Annotated in this window: 22 protein-coding genes and 1 tRNA gene; 5 read left to right on the forward strand and 18 right to left on the reverse strand. The window is 49.2% G+C overall.

Translation table 11 applies throughout. The features are described from left to right. On the forward strand, window positions 1-91 hold a 91-nt coding region (locus CSQ88_RS12845), incomplete at its 5' end, for an IS3 family transposase (protein ID WP_143449393.1). Window positions 92-145: 54 nt separating this feature from the next. Here the strand turns inward: CSQ88_RS12845 and CSQ88_RS12850 are convergent. The 18 genes from CSQ88_RS12850 to tpiA form a co-directional block, all read right to left on the reverse strand. Further along, window positions 146-442 (reverse strand): DUF2818 family protein, encoded by a 297-nt coding sequence (locus CSQ88_RS12850; protein ID WP_099398496.1) that lies wholly within the window; start codon window positions 440-442, stop codon window positions 146-148. Further along, window positions 442-1,899 carry an NADH-quinone oxidoreductase subunit NuoN gene (nuoN, locus tag CSQ88_RS12855; RefSeq protein ID WP_099398497.1) on the reverse strand — a complete coding sequence of 486 codons (1,458 nt, stop codon included), beginning with the start codon at window positions 1,897-1,899 and terminating at the stop codon, window positions 442-444. Before nuoN ends, CSQ88_RS12850 begins: the two co-directional genes overlap by 1 nt. Window positions 1,900-1,998: 99 nt before the next feature. Further along, entirely contained in the window at window positions 1,999-3,498 is a 1,500-nt protein-coding gene (locus CSQ88_RS12860) for an NADH-quinone oxidoreductase subunit M (protein ID WP_099398498.1), read from the reverse strand. A gap of 72 nt (window positions 3,499-3,570) precedes the next feature. Next, window positions 3,571-5,619 carry an NADH-quinone oxidoreductase subunit L gene (gene nuoL, locus CSQ88_RS12865; RefSeq protein WP_099398499.1) on the reverse strand — a complete coding sequence of 683 codons (2,049 nt, stop codon included), beginning with the start codon at window positions 5,617-5,619 and terminating at the stop codon, window positions 3,571-3,573. A 16-nt stretch (window positions 5,620-5,635) separates the two neighbouring features. After that, window positions 5,636-5,941, reverse strand: a complete 306-nt coding sequence (gene nuoK / locus CSQ88_RS12870) for an NADH-quinone oxidoreductase subunit NuoK (protein WP_099398500.1) — start codon at window positions 5,939-5,941, stop codon at window positions 5,636-5,638. A gap of 20 nt (window positions 5,942-5,961) precedes the next feature. After that, window positions 5,962-6,597: an NADH-quinone oxidoreductase subunit J gene (locus CSQ88_RS12875; RefSeq protein ID WP_099398501.1), complete on the reverse strand. Its 636-nt coding sequence runs from the start codon at window positions 6,595-6,597 to the stop codon at window positions 5,962-5,964. Between the two features lie 9 nt (window positions 6,598-6,606). After that, window positions 6,607-7,095 (reverse strand): NADH-quinone oxidoreductase subunit NuoI, encoded by a 489-nt coding sequence (gene nuoI / locus CSQ88_RS12880; RefSeq protein WP_046352280.1) that lies wholly within the window; start codon window positions 7,093-7,095, stop codon window positions 6,607-6,609. 12 nt (window positions 7,096-7,107) lie between these two features. Then, window positions 7,108-8,154, reverse strand: coding sequence for an NADH-quinone oxidoreductase subunit NuoH (gene nuoH / locus CSQ88_RS12885; RefSeq protein ID WP_099398502.1), 1,047 nt, complete (start codon window positions 8,152-8,154; stop codon window positions 7,108-7,110). A 12-nt stretch (window positions 8,155-8,166) separates the two neighbouring features. Beyond that, a complete protein-coding gene (gene nuoG / locus CSQ88_RS12890; RefSeq protein WP_099398503.1) occupies window positions 8,167-10,473 on the reverse strand; it encodes an NADH-quinone oxidoreductase subunit NuoG in 2,307 nt (768 codons plus the stop codon). Window positions 10,474-10,495: 22 nt separating this feature from the next. Beyond that, window positions 10,496-11,785: an NADH-quinone oxidoreductase subunit NuoF gene (nuoF, locus tag CSQ88_RS12895; RefSeq protein ID WP_099398504.1), complete on the reverse strand. Its 1,290-nt coding sequence runs from the start codon at window positions 11,783-11,785 to the stop codon at window positions 10,496-10,498. Then, window positions 11,785-12,258 (reverse strand): NADH-quinone oxidoreductase subunit NuoE, encoded by a 474-nt coding sequence (gene nuoE, locus CSQ88_RS12900; protein WP_099398505.1) that lies wholly within the window; start codon window positions 12,256-12,258, stop codon window positions 11,785-11,787. The genes nuoF and nuoE overlap by 1 nt, the downstream gene beginning before the upstream one ends. After that, window positions 12,258-13,514, reverse strand: coding sequence for an NADH-quinone oxidoreductase subunit D (locus CSQ88_RS12905; protein ID WP_099398506.1), 1,257 nt, complete (start codon window positions 13,512-13,514; stop codon window positions 12,258-12,260). Before CSQ88_RS12905 ends, nuoE begins: the two co-directional genes overlap by 1 nt. Further along, the gene (locus CSQ88_RS12910; RefSeq protein ID WP_099398507.1) at window positions 13,504-14,088 is read right to left on the reverse strand and encodes an NADH-quinone oxidoreductase subunit C; all 585 of its coding nucleotides are present in this window, start codon (window positions 14,086-14,088) and stop codon (window positions 13,504-13,506) included. Before CSQ88_RS12910 ends, CSQ88_RS12905 begins: the two co-directional genes overlap by 11 nt. A gap of 13 nt (window positions 14,089-14,101) precedes the next feature. Beyond that, window positions 14,102-14,632 (reverse strand): NADH-quinone oxidoreductase subunit B family protein, encoded by a 531-nt coding sequence (locus CSQ88_RS12915; protein ID WP_099398508.1) that lies wholly within the window; start codon window positions 14,630-14,632, stop codon window positions 14,102-14,104. Between the two features lie 5 nt (window positions 14,633-14,637). Further along, window positions 14,638-15,006 carry an NADH-quinone oxidoreductase subunit A gene (locus tag CSQ88_RS12920; RefSeq protein ID WP_099398509.1) on the reverse strand — a complete coding sequence of 123 codons (369 nt, stop codon included), beginning with the start codon at window positions 15,004-15,006 and terminating at the stop codon, window positions 14,638-14,640. A 75-nt stretch (window positions 15,007-15,081) separates the two neighbouring features. After that, window positions 15,082-15,166 (reverse strand) — tRNA-Leu (locus CSQ88_RS12925). 36 nt (window positions 15,167-15,202) lie between these two features. Beyond that, window positions 15,203-15,523, reverse strand: a complete 321-nt coding sequence (gene secG, locus CSQ88_RS12930; protein ID WP_099398510.1) for a preprotein translocase subunit SecG — start codon at window positions 15,521-15,523, stop codon at window positions 15,203-15,205. A 52-nt stretch (window positions 15,524-15,575) separates the two neighbouring features. Beyond that, complete coding sequence (gene tpiA / locus CSQ88_RS12935; protein ID WP_099398511.1) at window positions 15,576-16,286, reverse strand: triose-phosphate isomerase; 711 nt, start codon at window positions 16,284-16,286, stop codon at window positions 15,576-15,578. A 199-nt stretch (window positions 16,287-16,485) separates the two neighbouring features. On the opposite strand from tpiA, the gene pstS reads away from it, so the two are divergent. The 4 genes from pstS to pstB all read left to right on the forward strand — a co-directional run bounded on the left by pstS (window position 16,486) and on the right by pstB (window position 20,225). Further along, a complete protein-coding gene (gene pstS / locus CSQ88_RS12940; RefSeq protein WP_099398512.1) occupies window positions 16,486-17,526 on the forward strand; it encodes a phosphate ABC transporter substrate-binding protein PstS in 1,041 nt (346 codons plus the stop codon). A 104-nt stretch (window positions 17,527-17,630) separates the two neighbouring features. Further along, on the forward strand, window positions 17,631-18,587 hold the full coding sequence (gene pstC, locus CSQ88_RS12945) for a phosphate ABC transporter permease subunit PstC (RefSeq protein WP_099398540.1): 957 nt from the start codon (window positions 17,631-17,633) through the stop codon (window positions 18,585-18,587). Window positions 18,588-18,595: 8 nt separating this feature from the next. After that, window positions 18,596-19,432 (forward strand): phosphate ABC transporter permease PstA, encoded by an 837-nt coding sequence (gene pstA / locus CSQ88_RS12950; RefSeq protein WP_099398513.1) that lies wholly within the window; start codon window positions 18,596-18,598, stop codon window positions 19,430-19,432. A 25-nt stretch (window positions 19,433-19,457) separates the two neighbouring features. Then, complete coding sequence (pstB, locus tag CSQ88_RS12955) at window positions 19,458-20,225, forward strand: phosphate ABC transporter ATP-binding protein PstB (RefSeq protein ID WP_180273651.1); 768 nt, start codon at window positions 19,458-19,460, stop codon at window positions 20,223-20,225. The last annotated feature ends 29 nt before the right edge of the window (window positions 20,226-20,254 follow it).

Raw genomic sequence — 20,254 nt, forward strand, 5'->3', positions numbered from 1 at the left:
TTACATCCATTACTATAACCACGACCGAATCAAACTGAAGTTAAAAGGGCTGAGTCCTGTGCAATACAGAACCCAGCCCTTGAGCGCCTAGCTTTTATACTGTCCAACTAATTGGGGTCAGTTCAACAATGTTGGGCTTTTTTTATTAGATTCCAGGTTTACGCCAGAAATAGCGCCAGACAAATCCAGGCCATGCAAATACGATAAACATCGCAAAGGTCGTGGCAAAGAAAGGCCAGTTTTGCGCGTGCACCGGAGAGAGTCGTCCCTCCAGTACCCTTGCCAGCAAGCCCAGCGCAAGATAGAGCAAAACCAGCTCTAACATGCGCCAGTGAAAGCCCTTAACCTTTTTGGCCGGAATGCAAAAAATAATACGCTCAAAGAAAAACGGCAGATTGGCAGCAATCAGCGCCAATCCACAGAGCAGGTACACATTATTCATTACATTGGCACAGTAAGTGATGAAGTAACGGCTTGCGAAAGCACCGTCATCAGGCGATCAGGCATCAGCCCCATCACCAGTAACAAAATGCAGTTCACAGACAGCACCAGCCTAGCATCAAAACCTGCCTCAATCGGCGCTTTGTCTGTTGCTTCATCAAAATACATGATCTTCACAACGCGCAGGTAATAGAACGCGCCAACCAGCGAGAACATCACAGCAATCACCGCTAGCCATACATAGCCTAGGTTAACCACAGCCTGTAATACCGACAACTTAGCAAAGAAACCTACAAAGACCGGAATACCTGCCATAGAGAACATCACAAACATCATCATGCAGGCAAACCATGGGCTGCGTGCTGCCAGGCCTTTGAAATCATCAATCTTATCGGCTTCAAAACCTTCACGGGACAGCAGCATCACCATACCGAAACCGGCTGCGGCAGTCAGTACATAAACCATAGCGTAGAAAAACGATGCAGCGTAACCAATCGGGCTGGCAACCAGAATACCTAAGAGCAAGAAGCCCATATGCGAGATTGTGGAGTAAGCCATCATGCGTTTCATGCTGGTTTGGGCAATCGCCGTCAGATTACCAATACCCATAGAGAGTACTGACAACACCACCAACATGCCGCGCCAGTCAAAAGCGTAGCCTTCCATACCTTGCGCCAGCAGGCGAATCACAAATACAAAGGCGGCCAGCTTAGGAGCAGAGCCAATCAGCTGGGTTACAGGTGTAGGTGCGCCTTCATAAACATCCGGCACCCACATATGAAACGGTACTGCGCCCAATTTAAAGCCAATACCGGTCACCAAGAATACCAGACCAAAAGCGGCCAGCATACGGTTTGCTTCACCACTGGCAATCTTATGGGCGATCACAAACACATCCAGCGAAGCGGTCGCGCCGTAAATCATCGACATACCATAAAGCAACATACCAGACGCTAAAGCACCCAGAATAAAGTACTTCATCGCGGCTTCTGTGGATTGCACTGAATCACGCTGCAATGCCACGAGGGCGTACAAGGACAAAGACAGCAACTCAAGGCCCATATACAGCGTTAAGAAATTAACGCTGGAGGCCATGATCATCATGCCTGCCAGAGCAAACAGAGTCAGCGTAAACAGCTCGCCGCGGAACAGACCGCGCACCATGCTGTAATCACGGCCATAAATCAGCACCAGTGCCACGCCCAAGATCATGCCCATCTTGGCAAAATCAGCGATTGGATCACTAATAAACAAACCATTAAATGCCAGACGCGGAGTGGCCTGATAGCCATTCACAACGAGGAAAGCGGTTACCGCCAACACAAGCAGCGTCAACACATAAGTAATGTGTCGCTTGGCATCCGACACAAACAAATCAATCAGTAGTACCGCACAGCTGGCAAGCAGCAGGAAAATTTCCGGCATTGCCACCCAAGCATTCAGGCTGGTCCAGGTCATTATTCAACCCTATCAAATAATAGTATGGTGGTCCGAAGGTATGTTTCTACCTCTGGATAAAGTCGGGTATTCATAAAATGAATGCCCGACTATCTCGAATCAGTGCAATTTGCTTTGTGATACATGCCAGATCAAATCATTAACAGACACATGCATCACATCAGCAAATGGCTTCGGATACAGGCCCATGCCCAATACCGCTACAGCTAATACAGCAAGGATCAGAAATTCGCGTGAATTTACGTCTTTCAGATGCTCAACATGATCATTGGCAACCTCACCGAATAACACCCGCTTGTACATCCACAGGGTATAAGCAGCACCAAAGATCAGCGTTGTAGCACCCGCAAAGGCGTACCAGAAGTTCACTTGTACAGCCCCCAGAATCACCATAAATTCACCGGCAAAACCAGAAGTACCCGGCAGACCTGAGTTCGCCATTGCAAACAGCATCATAAAGCTGGCGAAAATTGGCATTTTATTCGCCACGCCACCGTAATCGGCGATCTTGCGGCTGTGTACACGGTCGTACATCACACCAATACAGAAGAACATTGCGGCAGACACAAAGCCGTGCGAGATCATTTGCAGTAATGCGCCTTCTACCGCGTACTGGTTCATTTGCGTGCCGCCGGCAAACATAAAGAAGCCCAGCGTGACAAAACCCATATGCGAGATCGAAGAATAAGCCACCAGCTTTTTCATATCGGTTTGCACAAGTGCCACCAAACCAATGTAAATCACAGCCACCAGAGACAATGCTACAAACACCCATGCGTATTCGCGTGCGGCATCCGGCGCAATCGGCAGGGCAAACCGTAAGAAGCCATAAGCACCCAGTTTCAGGGTAATCGCCGCCAGTACCATCGAACCGCCTGTAGGCGCTTCAACGTGAGCATCCGGCAACCATGTGTGAACCGGCCACATTGGTACTTTCACAGCAAAGGCAAAGAAGAAGGCAATCAATACTAAAGTCTGAGCGGTCATTCCCAGCGGCAGGCGCTGGAAATCGGCAATTTCAAAACTACCGCCCGTTTGCTGATACAGGTAGATAAAACCAACCAGTGTCAGCAAAGAACCAAGCAGGGTGTAAAGAAAGAATTTAATCGATGCATACACACGGCGCGGGCCGCCCCAGATACCAATAATCAGGTACATAGGAATCAGCATCGCTTCAAAGAACACGTAGAACAAGATCGCATCAAGCGCAGCAAATGCGCCATTGATCAGGCCCGACATAATCAGGAAAGCGGCCATATATTGCGCGGTGCGTTTTTCAATAACCTGCCAGCCCGCCAGTACAACCATCAGGGTAACAAAGCTATTTAAAATCACAAACAGCATCGAAATGCCATCAACCCCAAGATGGTAGTTGATATTAAATGAAGTGATCCAAGGGATCATTTCTTCAAACTGCATACCGCCGTGCAAAGACTCAAACTGCGTATACAGCGGAATGGTTACCAAGAAACTCAGCAAAGCGCCAGCCAGCGCCAGCCAGCGCGCCGCTTTAGCGTTTTTGTCCCCGCCTGTCGCGAGTACTGCAAGGCCTGCCACGATCGGCAGCCAGATCGCGAGGCTTAGAAGATTACCCGTCATAGTCAACCTACTTGTTATTTAATCCGAGGGGGGCAAAGCCCCCCGATCCCCGGCTGTACGCCGGCCATCTTATTAGGCCAGCAGGCCAGCAATCCACCACGTCATCAGGCCAATTGCACCGATAATCATGGCAAAAGCGTAGTGGTAGATATAACCAGATTGCAATTTACGCGCCAACGCTGAAAACAGCCCCACCAGCTTAGCCGTGCCATTAACAAGCAAGCCGTCGATGATGAAGGTATCACCTACTTTCCAGAATAAAGTACCCAATACACGGCCACCTGCTGCAAAGCCATTGATATACAGGTGATCCATGTAGTACTTCTCATCCAGCAGTTTCTTGATGCCCACCGATGTAAAGAAGCGTTCCAGCGCAGCAGGAATACTTGGCTTCACAAGATAGAAGTACCAGGACACCGCGACACCTGCTAAGGCCAGCCAGAATGGCAAGGTGGTCAGAGAGTGAATACCCATGCCGATTGCACCATGGAATTCTTCTTTCATCACTTCCATAGCAGGGTGAGCTTCATGATTTACAAAAATCACACCCTTGAAGAAATCACCGTAAAGCATAGGATCGATCGCAAAGTAACCAATCACCAGCGACGGAATAGCCAGCATCACCAGCGGTAAAGTCACTACCCAAGGTGTTTCATGCGGTTTTTGCCCCGGAGCCAGACCATGATGGTGCTCATCAGCATGATGATCATCATCATGTGCATGCGCATCGTGGCCGTGATGATCATGCGCCTTACCGAAACGCTCTTCACCGTGGAACACCAGGAAGTACATACGGAAAGAGTAGAAAGCCGTTACAAACACACCTGCCACAACAGCGAAGTAAGCAAAACCAGCGCCTGGCAAGTTTGAAGCGTGCACCGCTTCGATAATCGAATCTTTAGAATAGAAACCAGACAAGAACGGTGTACCGATCAGGGCCAGTGAGCCAATCAAAGAGGTAATCCAAGTAATTGGCATGTATTTCTTCAAGCCACCCATATTGCGGATGTCCTGATCGTGGTGCATACCAATAATCACAGAACCTGCAGCAAGGAATAACAGCGCTTTAAAGAATGCGTGCGTCATCAGGTGAAATACCGCCACCGAGTAAGCTGATGCACCTAAAGCAACCGTCATATAACCGAGCTGTGACAAAGTGGAATAAGCCACAACGCGCTTGATATCGTTCTGGATAATCCCGAGGAAACCCATAAACAGCGCGGTAATTGAGCCAATCACCATCACAAAGTTCAGCGCAGTATCTGATAACTCAAACAATGGCGACATACGCGCCACCATAAAGATACCTGCCGTCACCATTGTTGCCGCGTGAATCAGTGCAGAAATCGGTGTCGGGCCTTCCATCGAATCCGGCAACCAGACATGCAGCGGAAACTGAGCCGATTTACCCATCGCACCGATAAACAGCAAGATGCAAGTCACCGACAACAAGGACCAGGTCACATTTGGGAACAAGCTAATCGTGGCTTCTTTCAGCGCAGGTGCTTTTGCAAATACATCGGCGTAATCGAGCGAGCCAAAGTAAGCCAGCACCAGACCAATTCCTAAGAGGAAACCAAAGTCACCCACACGGTTGATCAGGAAAGCCTTCATATTGGCGAAAGTGGCCGTTGGCTTTTTGAACCAAAAACCAATCAAGAGGTAAGAAACCAAACCTACCGCTTCCCAGCCGAAGAAGAGCTGAACGAAGTTATTCGCCATCACCAGCATCAGCATCGAGAAGGTAAACAGCGAGATATAGCTGAAGAAACGCTGATAACCTGGGTCTTCCGACATATAACCGATGGTATAGATATGCACCATCAGAGATACAAAGGTCACCACGCACATCATCATTGCGGTGAGCTTATCAACCAGGAAACCAACATTGAAATCAACACCATTAACAGTCAGCCATGTATAAACCGTACCGTTAAAGTTATCGCCACCTGACACCAGATGGTTTAAAACATAAGCCGACATCAGGAACGAAGCAGCAACACCACCAATCGTGACGATATGCGATGCACGCCGCCCGATTGCCCAGCCAAACAAGCCTGCAACCAGCGCGCCAAACAGAGGCGCCAGCGGGATTAAGAGATAAATCGTTTTCATATCCATATATAACCCTGTCCCCTTAACCCTTCAGGCTGTCGAGATCTTCGACGTTGATCGATCGCAGATTGCGGAATAACACAATCAGGATCGCCAGCCCAATTGCGGCTTCAGCCGCAGCCACCGTCAAGATAAAGAACACGAAAATCTGCCCTGCTGAATCGCCGAGGAACTGCGAGAAAGCAATGAAATTCATATTCACCGCAAGCAACATCAACTCAATCGCCATAAGCAGCACGATTAAGTTTTTACGGTTCATAAAGATACCGAAAATACTGATGGCAAATAAACAAGCCGCCAGCACAAGATAATGCGTCAACTCAAGCATAAAAACTTTTCCTTGGGCACTTAGGCTGCTGGTTTATCATCGCTGGCAGGAACTTCTGCCAGCTCTTTAACGGTGGCTGCCATCTTGACGATACGCAGACGATCACTGGCTTTAACACGAACCTGCTCACCAGGATTGATGTATTTGCTGCTTTTACGTTTACGCAGAGTCAGAGCAATGGCGGCAATCATACCCACCAGCAGAATCACTGAAGCTAACTGGAAAGGCAGGAAATACTGGGTGTAAATTAAGCGGCCTAATTCATGCACATTGCTATAGCCAGCAGGACGCTCAACCAGCGCAGCGCCTTCCAGCTGGCTTGCGCCATGGGTAATGACCAAGACCATTTCCACCAGCATGGTGCCTGCAACAACACCTGCGACAGGAGCAAACTTCCAGAAGCCTTTACGCAGCTCCTCGAAATTAATGTCCAGCATCATCACCACAAACAGGAACAGCACCATGACTGCCCCCACATAAATCAGCACAAGGGAAACAGCCAGGAATTCTGCCTTCATCAGCATCCACAGCATGGCTGCGGTAAAGAAAGACAAAATCAGCAGTAAAGCGGCTTGTACCGGATTTTTGGTACTGACTACGCCAAGTGCAGACACCAGCAGCACCAGTGCGAAGAAACTAAATAGAGCAATTGTCATCGGATACCCTTAGCGGTACTTAGCGTCTTGCGCTTTACGTTCAGCAATTTCGCTCTCGTACTTATCACCAACTGCCAGCAACATTGGCTTGGTGTAGTAGAGGTCGCCCCGTTTTTCGCCGTGATATTCAAGGATATGCGTTTCCACGATGGCATCCACCGGGCAAGCTTCCTCACAAAAACCACAGAAAATACATTTAGTCAGATCGATGTCATAACGAGTAGTGCGGCGTGTGCCGTCCTCACGCTTGTCTGACTCAATCACAATCGCCTGAGCCGGGCAAACTGCTTCGCAAAGCTTACAGGCGATACAACGCTCTTCGCCATTGGCATAGCGGCGCTGTGCGTGCAGGCCGCGAAAACGCGGGCTGTACGGTGTTTTTTCCTCAGGGAACTGTACTGTGATCTTGGTCTGGAACATATGGCGGCCGGTAAGCATCAGGCCTTTTACCAGTTCCACAAGCAAGAACGTTTTAAAGAAATAAGCAATCTTTTCCATAGCGGATCCTGTTTATTTCCAGAGGGACAGCGGCGTCTGCATCCAAGCGCCCACTACCACAATCCAAATCAAGGTGACCGGGATGAAAATTTTCCAACCCAAACGCATAAGCTGATCGTAACGATAGCGGGGGAAAGTAGCGCGGAACCACAAGAAGCAGAACAGCATAAAGGCTACTTTTAATACCCACCACAGTACCGATGGCGCGCCCAGAATGCCCCAGCTTGCCGGGAACGGGCTTAACCAGCCGCCAAGGAACATGATCGATGTCATTGCTGAGATCAGAATCATATTGGCGTATTCGGCCAAGAAGAACAGCGCAAAGCTCATGCCCGAGTATTCAACCATGTGGCCCGCAACAATTTCTGATTCGCCTTCGGTTACGTCAAATGGCGCGCGGTTGGTTTCAGCCACACCAGAAATAAAGTACACAACGAACAGCGGCATTAAGGGAATCAGATTCCACGACAGAATCGAGCCACCCGCTACACCCTGGCTTTGCTGATTCACAATTTCGGTCATATTTAAGCTACCCGAAACCATCATCACACCGACCAGAGCAAAGCCCATTGCCAGCTCATAAGAAATCACCTGAGCCGCAGCGCGCATTGCACCCAAGAACGCATATTTGGAATTAGATGCCCAGCCCGCCAGAATCACGCCATAAACGCCCATCGAAGTGATGGCCATGACGTAGAGCAAGCCGACATTCACATCCGATAAAACATAGCCAGGATAAAACGGCACCACGGCCCAAGCCGCCAGTGCCGGTACCAGAACCATAATCGGCGCTAAAAAAAACAGACCAGTGCTGGCAGCAGATGGAGAAATAATTTCTTTCAGCAGCAGCTTTACACCGTCGGCAATCGGTTGCAGCAGACCAAACGGACCAACCCGGTTCGGGCCGATACGGATCTGCATATAACCGATCACTTTACGTTCAGCTAAAGTCAGGTAAGCCACTGCGCCCATTAAAGGCGCAACGATGCAAACGATCTTCAGTAAGGTCCAGAGGACAAACGCGATCTCTGTGCCGAACAACCCTTGTAACATTTCCATATTGGGCGCCCTTTAAGCTTTAGAAACCGAGAGACTGTCGAACATGCCAGCAAGCTCACGCGTTGCGGAATGCGATGCAGGCACACGAATCACATTGTCGGCAAGCCCAGCATCCAGCTCAGCAAACAGCGATACCGATTGACCGCCCTGCTCTACCCGTGCCAGATCATTGATCGCCAGACCTAAAGCCGCCAGTGTGGCTGCATTGGCTTTCAGAGCCGGAGCGGCCAGTGTGGCTTGCAAGCTTGGGGCGCGGCGTACCAGCGCATCCGCCTGATACATTGCCACTTCGCCTAAGCGAACCAGGCCGGAAACAGCCTGAGCTTTAACTACCACAGCAGCTGCGGCGGCGTTATTCAGGCGGGCAACAGTATCACCTGGCAGGGCCTCATCACGAATCTGTTCAGACGATTCGTAATCAAAGCCATTAAAGCCAAGCACATTGCCCAAGACGCGGAATACTTTCCAGGCCGGACGTGTCTCGCCCAGAGGACGCACCACGCCGTTAAAGCTTTGTGGTTTGCCTTCCATATTGACGAAAGTGCCGGAGGTTTCTGAGAACGGTGAAACCGGCAGAATCACATCAGCAAAATCCAGCGCGCAGCTATTAAATGCCGACATCACTACAACCATTTCAGCCGCTTTTACTGCTGCCAAAGCCTGCGCGCCGTTATGCGTATCAAACTCGGTTTCAGCATTTAAAAGGACATATGCTTTTTTCGGTGCAGGCTCACTCGAGAAGACATTGCCGCCAACGGTTGCACCGATCAGCTGAGCGCCCACGGTATTTGCCGCTTCGCTCATTACGCCCAGTGTTGCGCCAGTCAGCTCAGCCAATGCGGCAGCTGCAGCGTGTAACTCAGCAGCGCGTGGATTGTGCGTTGCGATATTGCCCAGCAATACAGCAGATTTACCAGTCAGCGTTGCAGCAATCGTGCGGGCTGCGTCAGTCACTTCAACGCCAGCCAAATCGATATGTGCAGGAGCGGCCTTGCTGGTGTCAGCTTCAACAACAGCCTTAATCACGGCCAGCACGCCTTCCACCAGCTGATCAGGGCGGACAACAGATTGCGCGGCTACTTTAGTCAGCAAATCATCGCTATGCACATTCACTAAGGAAAGCTTCAGGCCTTTCTTTACCGATTGACGCAGGCGCTGAGCAAGCAAAGGCTGCTCCTGACGCAATGTTGAACCAATCACCAGCACGGCTTCAGATGCAGCCAGCTCAGCAATAGATTGCCCCAACCAGGTTGCACCTGCAGTATTAAGGCTGAAGTCTGCGTTGCGTAAGCGGGTCTCGACGTTTTCTACGCCCAAACCTGCCATCAGTTTACGCAGCATAAATAGCTCTTCAACTGTGCTGTTTGGTGTGGCCACGGCAGCAACAGATGCAGCACCGTGGTCTGACACCACTTGCTTCAGGCCGTTTGCTACATATTCAAGCGCAGTTTGCCAGTCAGTCACCTGCCATACGCCGCCCTGCTTAATCATCGGCTTTTGCAGACGCTCAGCGCTGTTTAAGGCCTCATAAGAGAAGCGATCACGGTCGGCCAGCCAGCACTCATTAATGGCTTCGTTTTCCAGCGGCAGAACACGCATTACCTTGTTGTTTTTGACTTGCACAACAAGGTTGGAACCCAGGCCATCATGCGGGCTGACAGACTTACGACGGGATAATTCCCATGTGCGTGCTGAGTAGCGGAACGGCTTGCTGGTCAGTGCGCCAACAGGGCACAGATCAATCACATTGCCGGAAATTTCCGATTTAACTGTCTTGCCAATAAAGGACATGACTTCGGTAAATTCGCCGCGGCCTGCCATACCCAGTTCCTGGAAACCGGCAATTTCTTCGGTGAAGCGAACGCAGCGGCTGCAATGAATGCAGCGGGTCATATCAGTAGAAATCAGCGGGCCAAGGTCTTTATTGGCAACAACGCGTTTTTCTTCTGTATAGCGGGAGCCAGACTGGCCGTAGCCTACCGCCAGATCCTGCAGCTGACATTCGCCACCCTGATCGCAAATCGGGCAATCCAGCGGGTGGTTAATCAGTAAGAATTCCATCACCCCCTGCTGCGCCTTCACGGCCTGATCAGAGTGGGTCCAGACTTTCATCCCGTCCGTGACGGGGGTTGCACAGGCAGGTAAAGGCTTAGGCGCTTTCTCAACCTGAACAAGGCACATACGGCAGTTTGCGGCTATAGACAGCTTTTTGTGATAGCAAAAATGCGGGATATGCACGCCAACCGAATTGGCTGCGTCCATTACCGTGCTACCGCCAGGTACTGTCAGTTTCTTACCGTCGATTTCAATTTCCAGCATGCTCTACTCAATGGCTATTGAATCAAACCCAAGCCTGCAATGCAGTCTTGTGTTCGATAAGGTATTCGAATTCGCTACGGAAGTGTTTTAGCATTCCGCGCACCGGGAAAACAGCTGCGTCGCCGAGGGCACAAATGGTTCGCCCTGCGATGTTATTACCGACACTGTCCAGGAGTTCCAAGTCTTCCGGAACGCCATGGCCCTGTGCGATACGATGAACAATGCGATACAACCAACCGGTGCCTTCGCGGCACGGTGTACATTGGCCACACGATTCTTCGAAGTAGAAGTAAGACAAACGCTCCAGCGCCTGCACCATACTGACTGTTTCGTCCATCACGATCACCGCGCCTGAACCCAGCATCGAGCCCGCTTTAGCGATCGAATCGTAGTCCATGGTGCATTGCATCATGATGTCAGCAGGCAAGACCGGCGAGGATGATCCACCCGGAATAACCGCTTTGAGTTTTTTACCATCACGCATGCCGCCGCATAATTCCAGCAGCTCAGAAAACGGCATGCCCAGCGGCACTTCGTAGTTTCCAGGGCGGTTAACATGGCCAGAAACCGAAAATAACTTGGTTCCACCGTTATTAGGTTTACCTAGCTCAAGGAATTTCTGACCGCCTTCGCGGATAATGTATGGTACGGAGGCAAACGTCTCCGTATTATTAATTGTAGTTGGCTTGCCGTAGAGGCCATAGCTGGCAGGAAAAGGCGGCTTAAAGCGTGGCTGGCCTTTTTTGCCTTCCAGCGATTCAAGCAGCGCCGTTTCTTCACCGCAGATGTAAGCACCATAACCATGATGCGCATGCAGCTCAAAGCTAAATTCTGAACCCAGAATTTTATCGCCCAAAAAGCCTGCCTTGCGTGCTTCTTCAAGTGCTTCTTCAAAGCGCTCGTAAGCTTCAAACACTTCACCGTGGATATAGTTGTAACCTACGGTAATGCCCATGGCGTAAGCACCAATAATCATGCCTTCGATCAGCGCATGCGGATTAGACACAATAATGTCTAAATCCTTAAAGGTACCTGGCTCGCCCTCGTCGGTATTACAAACAAGGTATTTTTGCCCTGGGAAGCTGCGTGGCATAAATGACCACTTCAAGCCGGTAGGGAAACCCGCACCGCCACGGCCACGCAGGCCGGAAGTTTTCATTTGCGCAATGATTTCATCCTGAGTGATATTTTCACTCAAGATTTTCTTCAGCGCAGCATAGCCACCACGCTTAACATATTCGTCAATGCGCCAGCAGTTTGGATCTTCAAAATTGACGTCATCAAAAATGACACCAGTTGCATAGACGGTCATTATTCGAGCTCCGCCAGTTTCTTATCAATCGCCTCAGGCGTCATATGACTGCACATGGCGTGGTTATTCACCAGCATCACCGGCGCGTAACCACAGGCGCCCATGCACTCCCCTTCCTTCAGCGTAAATTTGCCGTCGGGTGTGGTTTCATTAAAACCAATGCCAAGCTTTTGCTTGATGTAATGCGCCGCAGTATAGCCGCCCGAAAGAGCACAGGGCAGATTGGTACACACAGTGATCTTGTGCTTACCTACCGGCTTTAAATCGTACATATTGTAGAAAGTAGCCACTTCGTAAGCCATCATTGGCGCAATGCCAAGATAGTTCGCTACAAATTCGATCATGTCATTGTTGAGGTAGCGATGCTCGGTCTGAGCAATACGCAGCGCGCCCATCACGGCAGAGCGCTTTTGCTCCTCAGGGTATTTCGCTACTTCACGATCAATCAATGCTAGGGATTGAGTAGTTAACATCAGCGATCAATCTCCCCGAATACAACGTCCTGTGTTCCGATAATAGCCACCACGTCGGACAACATATGGCCACGCGCCATTTCATCCAAAGATGCCAAGTGTGCAAAGCCTGGTGCACGAATTTTCAGGCGGTAAGGTTTATTGGCACCATCGGACACCATGTAGATACCAAACTCACCCTTAGGATGCTCAACAGCGGCGTAAGCTTCGCCTTCCGGAACATGCATTCCTTCGGTAAACAGTTTGAAGTGGTGGATCAGCTCTTCCATATTGGCTTTCATACCGCCGCGTGAAGGCGATGCCACTTTATGATTATCTACAATCACAGGGCCAGGATTTGCTTTCAGCCATGCCACGCACTGCTTGATAATACGGTTGGACTGGCGCATTTCTTCAACGCGAACCAGATAGCGGTCGTAGCAGTCGCCATTTTTACCAACCGGAATATCAAAGTCCAGCGCACCGTAAACTTCGTACGGCTGTTTCTTACGCAGATCCCACTCCACACCCGAGCCACGCAGCATAGGACCAGTTAGCCCCAATGCCAGAGCACGTTCAGGGGTAATGATGCCGATACCCACGGTACGCTGTTTCCAGATACGGTTATCTGTCAGCAGGGTTTCATATTCATCCACATAAGTTGGGAAGCGGTTAGTGAAGTCTTCGATAAAATCGAGCAAAGAGCCTTCACGGTTGCCATTTAACTTTTTGATTGCAGCGGCGTTACGTACCTTAGAAGCCTGGTACTGCGGCATTTGATCAGGCAGATCACGGTAAACACCGCCCGGGCGATAGTAGGCCGCATGCATACGCGCACCTGACACTGCCTCGTAGCAGTCCATCAGGTCTTCACGCTCACGGAAGGCGTACAAGAAGATGGTCATCGCACCACAGTCAATGCCGTGCGCACCAATCCACATCAGGTGATTCAGAATACGGGTGATTTCATCAAACATCACACGGATATACTGAGCACGAAGCGGCACTTCAATGCCGGTCATTTTTTCAATCGCCATGCAATAGGCGTGCTCATTACACATCATCGACACGTAATCGAGCCGATCCATATAAGGCAGGGATTGAATATAGGTTTTTGATTCAGCTAATTTTTCAGTACCGCGGTGCAGCAGACCGATGTGCGGATCAGCACGTTCGACCACTTCACCGTCTAACTCAAGCACCAGGCGCAAAACACCGTGCGCCGCAGGGTGCTGCGGTCCAAAATTCAGCGTGTAGTTACGGATTTCAGCAGCCACCGTAATTCTCCTCGCGGATGATACGCGGCGTTGTTTCTCGCGGATCGATAGTGACAGGCTGGTAAATTACGCGGCCCTGCTCAGGGTCGTAACGCATTTCTACATAGCCAGAAAGCGGAAAATCCTTGCGGAAAGGATGACCAACGAAACCATAATCAGTCAGGATGCGGCGCAAATCAGGGTGTCCCTGGAACATAATCCCGAACAAGTCGAACGCTTCACGCTCAAACCAGTTAAGACCAGGCCAGACAGAAACCATGGAAGGCACGACAGGGAAATCATCATCCGTGCAAAACACACGAACACGCAGACGGACATTGTGTTTGTAGGATAAGAAGTGATACACCGCAGCAAAACGGTGCCCTTCCCAAACAGCATCTTTATAAGCGCTGTAATCAACCCCACAAACATCAATACAGGATTCAAAATGCAGTGCGGCATTATCACGTAAGACCAGAGCAACTTCAGGCCACACAGCAACCGGCACTTCAATCGTGATTTCATCCAGAGCACAGACCAGTCTGGCAATATTAGTGCCACCTGCCTCACCCAGAACGGCCTTCAGGCTGTCCATCAGGACGCTAAGTTTACGATCCACTGTTTACCCTCTCACTCGCCAATACACCTGAACGCGCAATCGTGTTAGTACGCTTAATCTTATTCTGTAGCTGAATAATGCCGTAAAGCAAAGCTTCGGCAGTTGGCGGACAGCCCGGCACGTAGATGTCTACAGGCACAATCCGGTCACAACCACGAACGACAGAGTAAGAATAATGGTAGTAACCACCACCGTTAGCACAGGAACCCATCGAGATCACCCAACGTGGCTCTGGCATTTGGTCATAAACCTTACGTAGCGCTGGTGCCATCTTATTGCAAAGCGTGCCCGCAACAATCATCAAATCAGATTGGCGTGGGCTTGGGCGAAAAACGATACCAAAACGATCAAGGTCATAACGCGCCGCGCCTGCTTGCATCATTTCTACCGCGCAGCAAGCCAGACCAAACGTCATTGGCCACAAAGAGCCAGTGCGTGTCCAGTTGATCACGGTATCGAGTGAAGTCGTCACAAAACCTTTGTCTGCAGACTGCACGCTTGCTAAGGATTGAGCATCCATATTTATTACTCCCATTCCAGTGCGCCCTTCTTCCATTCAAAGATAAAGCCCACAACCAGCACGGTCAGGAAAATCATCATTGTAAGGAAGCCGAACATGCCGAGCTCTTTGAGCACAACAGCCCATGGCACAAGGAAGGCCACTTCGAGATCGAACAAGATAAACAGGATAGCAACGAGGTAGTAGCGAACATCAAACTGCATGCGCGCGTCTTCGAAAGCTTCGAAGCCACACTCGTAAGGTGAGCGTTTTTCAGGATCAGGCCGGTTGGTCCCGAGAATCTTGCCCACCCCCCAGCCAAGAACAAGCGGGGCAACGCCCACCAAGAGTCCTACAGCCAGAAACATCAGGATGGGGAAATAGTTAGCGAGCATGGCACTCCCCAGATTTGAAAGTTAAGGATATTTTTATATGTTGTATTCGCCCACATTGCGCGGGCGTTTTGTATCTGGTGCCGACAGAGAGACTCGAACTCTCACAACCGAAGTCACTACCCCCTCAAGATAGCGTGTCTACCAATTTCACCATGTCGGCATTAAAAACAAATTAATCTTCCAGAAGTATTACGGCTTACTCAGGAATTTTACTCGGCTGAGCTGGCTGCTGTACCGCAGGTTTTTGTGTGCTCATCACACCCAAATCTGACTTTTTAGCCGGGCTTACCAGTAAAACTAATGCAAGGCAGCTTGCAAAAAACAGTGTTGCTGTCACTGCAGTAGTGCGGCTTAAAAAGTTAGCCGAACCCGACGAGCCAAACAGGCTGCCTGCTGAACCACTGCCAAAAGCAGCGCCCATATCGGCACCTTTACCGTGCTGCATCAACACCAAAACGATGGTAGCAATCGCAGAAACCACGTTCAAAATGAGCACGAGTGATTTAATAAGTTCCATTAATTTCTCATTTCTATGCGGCGCGCATTCTAGCGGGTTTTATATTCCCTGACTAGCGCGCAGCCATGCAGATGTCTAAAAACTCGGACGCTGATAAAGCGGCTCCGCCAACAAGCACACCATCCACCCCATCTACCGCCAGAACTTCTTCAGCATTGCTGCCTTTTACACTACCGCCATACAACACACGGGTGCGAGGCTCTAGGGTCTCTTTGATAAATGCGTGCATTTCAGCGATTTGCTCTGATGTCGCAATGACACCCGTACCTACAGCCCATGATGGCTCGTAAGCAACGGCGTAAAGACCAATCGGCAAACCACGTAATACGGCTAACTCTGCCGCAATAATTTCTTTGTGCCGCCCACTGGCACGCTCTTCAGCATCTTCACCCACGCAATAAACGGGAAAAAGACCCGCATCCAGACAAGCACGCAGTTTACGAGCGGCATTTTCACTACTCTCACCAAAATAACGACGGCGCTCAGAGTGCCCGACAATCACCAGCTCACAACCTATATCGGCCAGCATCGATGCAGAAACTGCACCTGTGTAAGCCCCAACATGATACTCGCTGACGTCCTGAGCTCCAACCTGAACCTGACTATCTTTCAGCAGACTCTTGGCCAACATGACGTATGGGTAAGGAATGCATACCGCAACATTGGGTCCCAGCTTGGCGCGTGCCAGCTCGGGTAATACCGAACGAACCTTACCAATACTGCCGTGCATCTTCCAGTTACCAATTACAAGCTGTCTTGTCATACGACGAGAAGCACCTGTTTCAAAAGTCCCAGATTGTATTCCCACGCCTACCCCCAGTCAAACCGAGCCCTGCCGGTTCATTGATTTTCAGGACAAGCTCACCCACACTGAGTGACTTGTAATATTTCAGCAACAATCAGCAGCTAGCATAGGCACTATTCTTTTCGTCCAAACGTTTTAGCCTTCGGAGTTTCTAGTAATGGCACTTGCACGCAAACTAATTGTCACTATCGGCCTTACTGCCGGCCTGTTCACACATGCTATCGCGGCAGACATTACTGGCGCAGGTGCGACCTTCCCGTATCCGTTGTACGCAAAATGGGCGGAAATGTACAAAGCGAAGACGGGCACCGGGCTGAACTATCAGTCGATTGGTTCGGGTGGTGGTATCAAGCAAATTCAAGCCAAAACAGTTGATTTTGGCGCTTCCGATATGCCATTAAAACCAGAAGAATTAAATAAACAGGGCCTGCTGCAATTTCCAACCGTGATCGGTGGTGTTGTACCTGTCGTAAATATTCCAGGCGTTCAGCCAGGCCAGCTGAAGCTTACCCCACAAGTACTGACAGATATTTTCCTCGGCAAAATCAAGAAGTGGAATGACCCTGCGATTGTTGCGCTGAATTCAGGCGTTACACTGCCAGAGCAAAACATCACTGTTGTACGCCGTTCAGACGGCTCAGGCACAACGTTTGTATTTGCTGACTACCTGTCCAAAGTTTCAGCAGAATGGAAAGAAAAAGTTGGCGCAAATACCTCCCTGCAATGGCCGGTTGGTGTTGGCGGCAAGGGCAATGAAGGCGTTTCCAACTACGTACAACGCATCAAAGGTGCGATTGGTTATGTTGAGTTTGCTTACGCAAAACAAAACAAGCTTGCTCACACTCAGCTGCAAAACCGTGACGGCGCTTTTGTTCAGCCTTCAGAAGATGCCTTTATTGCAGCGGCTGCAGGTGCAGACTGGAAAAACGCCCCTGGTATGTACCTGCTGACTACAAACTCGGCAGGCAAAACATCATGGCCTATCGCCAATCCAACATTTATTTTGATGCATAAAAAACAAGACAAGCCGGCTCAGGCACTTGAAGTACTGAAGTTCTTTGATTGGGCTTATGGTAACGATGCAGACAAAGTAGCCCTTGATTTAGATTACATCCCTATGCCAGACAGCGTTGTTAATCTGATCAAGGCAAACTGGAAAGCTCAAATCACTGATGGCTCTGCTCCAATTTGGAAATAAGCCCGCCATTACTGTGACAACCGTGTTGTTGCATGTCTAAACACAACAGGAGCCATGATGCTCCTGTTGTGTTGTTGTGAAGCCTCGGTGGAATGGAGATTTTAATGCCGAATCAAAATCAACGAATGAAACAGCAGCGCTTGCAAGATGCTCTGTTCGTCGGTAGTACGCGTTTCTTTGCTTTTTTTGTACTTGCTTTATTAAGCGGTATTATTCTTTCTTTGTTATATGGTGCAATGCCCAGCATCAAACACTTTGGCTTAAGCTTTCTTACCTCTGAAAGCTGGAATCCGGTTACAGAAGAATTCGGTGCCTGGCCGTCTATTCGCGGCACTTTAATTTCTTCTTTTATTGCTTTAATTATTGCGGTTCCGGTGAGCTTTGGTATTGCAATTTTCCTGACTGAATTATCTCCCACCTGGCTGCGCCGTCCTCTGGGTATTGCCATTGAATTACTTGCCGGTGTCCCCTCCATTATTTATGGCATGTGGGGTTTATTTGTATTTGCCCCATTGTTTGCTGATCATGTGCAGCCATGGCTCACAGAAACAACGGCCAACTGGCCCTTTATTGGCGAATTATTTGTAGGCGCACCGATGGGTATCGGTATGTTTACTGCCAGCCTGATTCTATCAATCATGGTCATTCCATATATCACATCTGTTATGCGCGATGTGTTTGAAGTTGTGCCGCCTATGCTTAAAGAATCTGCATATGGCCTTGGCTCAACCACATGGGAAGTCGTTTGGAATGTGGTTGTACCTTTTACAAAAAATGGGATTATTGGCGGCGTTATGCTGGGCTTAGGCCGGGCATTAGGCGAGACAATGGCCATTACCTTTGTAATTGGTAATTCACAGGCAAAAATGAGCTCATTATTTGATCCTGCCACCACCATTTCAGCCACTCTGGCCAATGAATTTACCGAAGCTAATGGCGAGCTTTATGTTTCATCGCTGATTGAATTAGGTTTACTGCTTTTCTTTATTACCTTTGTGGTACTCGTTCTTTCCAAATTATTACTGCTGCGCTTACAGCGTAATGAAGGCGCAAACTCGTGAGGCACACTATGAATATTTATAACCGCCGCCGCGCAATCAATTACCTGAGCTTAACCCTTTCCATTATTGCCATGGCCTTTGGCTTATTCTGGTTATTCTGGATTATGTTTACGCTATTTAAAAACGGCCTTCCCGGCTTAACCTTGGCGACCTTTACCCAGACAACTCCGGCACCAGGCAGCGCGGGTGGTTTATCCAATGCAATTTTGGGTAGTTTGCAAATGTCGATTATTGGTGTGACTATTGGAACACCGGTTGGCATTCTGGCCGGAACCTATTTAGCCGAATTTGGAAACAAAGGCTGGCTGGCCCCCACCACCCGGTTTATTAACGACATTCTGCTTTCTGCGCCATCCATTGTAATTGGTTTGTTTATTTTTGAAATGTATGTGGCTCACGCTCAGCATTTCTCTGGCTGGGCAGGCTCTTTGGCCCTGGCCATTCTGGTGATTCCAGTAGTACTCAGAACCACAGAAAACATGCTGCGTTTGGTGCCAACCGCAATGCGTGAAGCCGCATACGCGCTGGGCGCACCGCAATGGAAAATGGTTTTGTTTGTAACCTTACGTGCTGCAAAAGCGGGTGTTGCAACAGGAGTTTTACTTGCGATTGCCCGTATTTTAGGTGAAACAGCGCCACTGCTCTTTACTGCACTGAATAACCAGTTCTATTCCAATATGAACCAGCCGATGTCTAATTTACCGGTAGTCATCTTCCAGTTTGCGATGAGCCCGTATGATGAATGGCATCAATTAGCCTGGACAGGTGCTTTATTAATTGGCCTGTTTGTACTCGGTTTAAACATTATTGCGCGCGTCATGCTGCGCGAACCGAAACAAAACTAATAAATCAATACGGAACAGCTTAATCATGATTACTAAAAATCCCGCAAAACTTGCGATTAAAAATCTTAACTTTTATTACGGCAACTTCCACGCCTTAAAAAATGTAAATCTGGATATTCAGGAAGGTAAAGTTACTGCGTTTATTGGCCCTTCTGGTTGTGGTAAATCAACCTTGCTGCGCACATTTAATCGTATGTACGATCTTTATCCAAAGCTGCGTGCAGAGGGTGAAATCATCCTGAATGGCAAGAACATTTTAGAAAACGACGTTGATTTGAATATGCTGCGTGCCAAGGTTGGGATGGTATTTCAAAAGCCCACACCATTCCCAATGTCTATTTATGACAATATTGCTTTTGGCGTGAAATTATATGAAACACTGCCAAAATCAGAAATGGACGACCGGGTTGAATGGGCATTGCAAAAAGCAGCGCTCTGGAATGAAGCCAAAGATAAACTCAAGCAATCGGGCTTAAGCCTTTCTGGTGGTCAGCAACAACGTTTGTGTATTGCCCGTGCGATTGCAGTTAAGCCGGAAATTTTATTACTGGATGAGCCAACATCTGCGCTCGATCCAATCTCTACGGCACACGTTGAAGAGCTGGTTCATGAATTAAAACAGGATTACACCATTGCAATGGTGACGCATAATATGCAGCAGGCAGCACGTGTTTCAGACATTACTGCCTATATGTATTTAGGCGAGCTGATTGAAGTAGGTGAAACAGATACGATCTTTACCACTCCAAAAGTGAAAGCAACAGAAGATTATATTACGGGTAAATTTGGTTAATTGAATTTCCCCGGCAAAAAGGCAGGCAT

The sequence above is a fragment of the Iodobacter sp. BJB302 genome (assembly GCF_002735645.1).
GTDB lineage: Bacteria > Pseudomonadota > Gammaproteobacteria > Burkholderiales > Chitinibacteraceae > Iodobacter.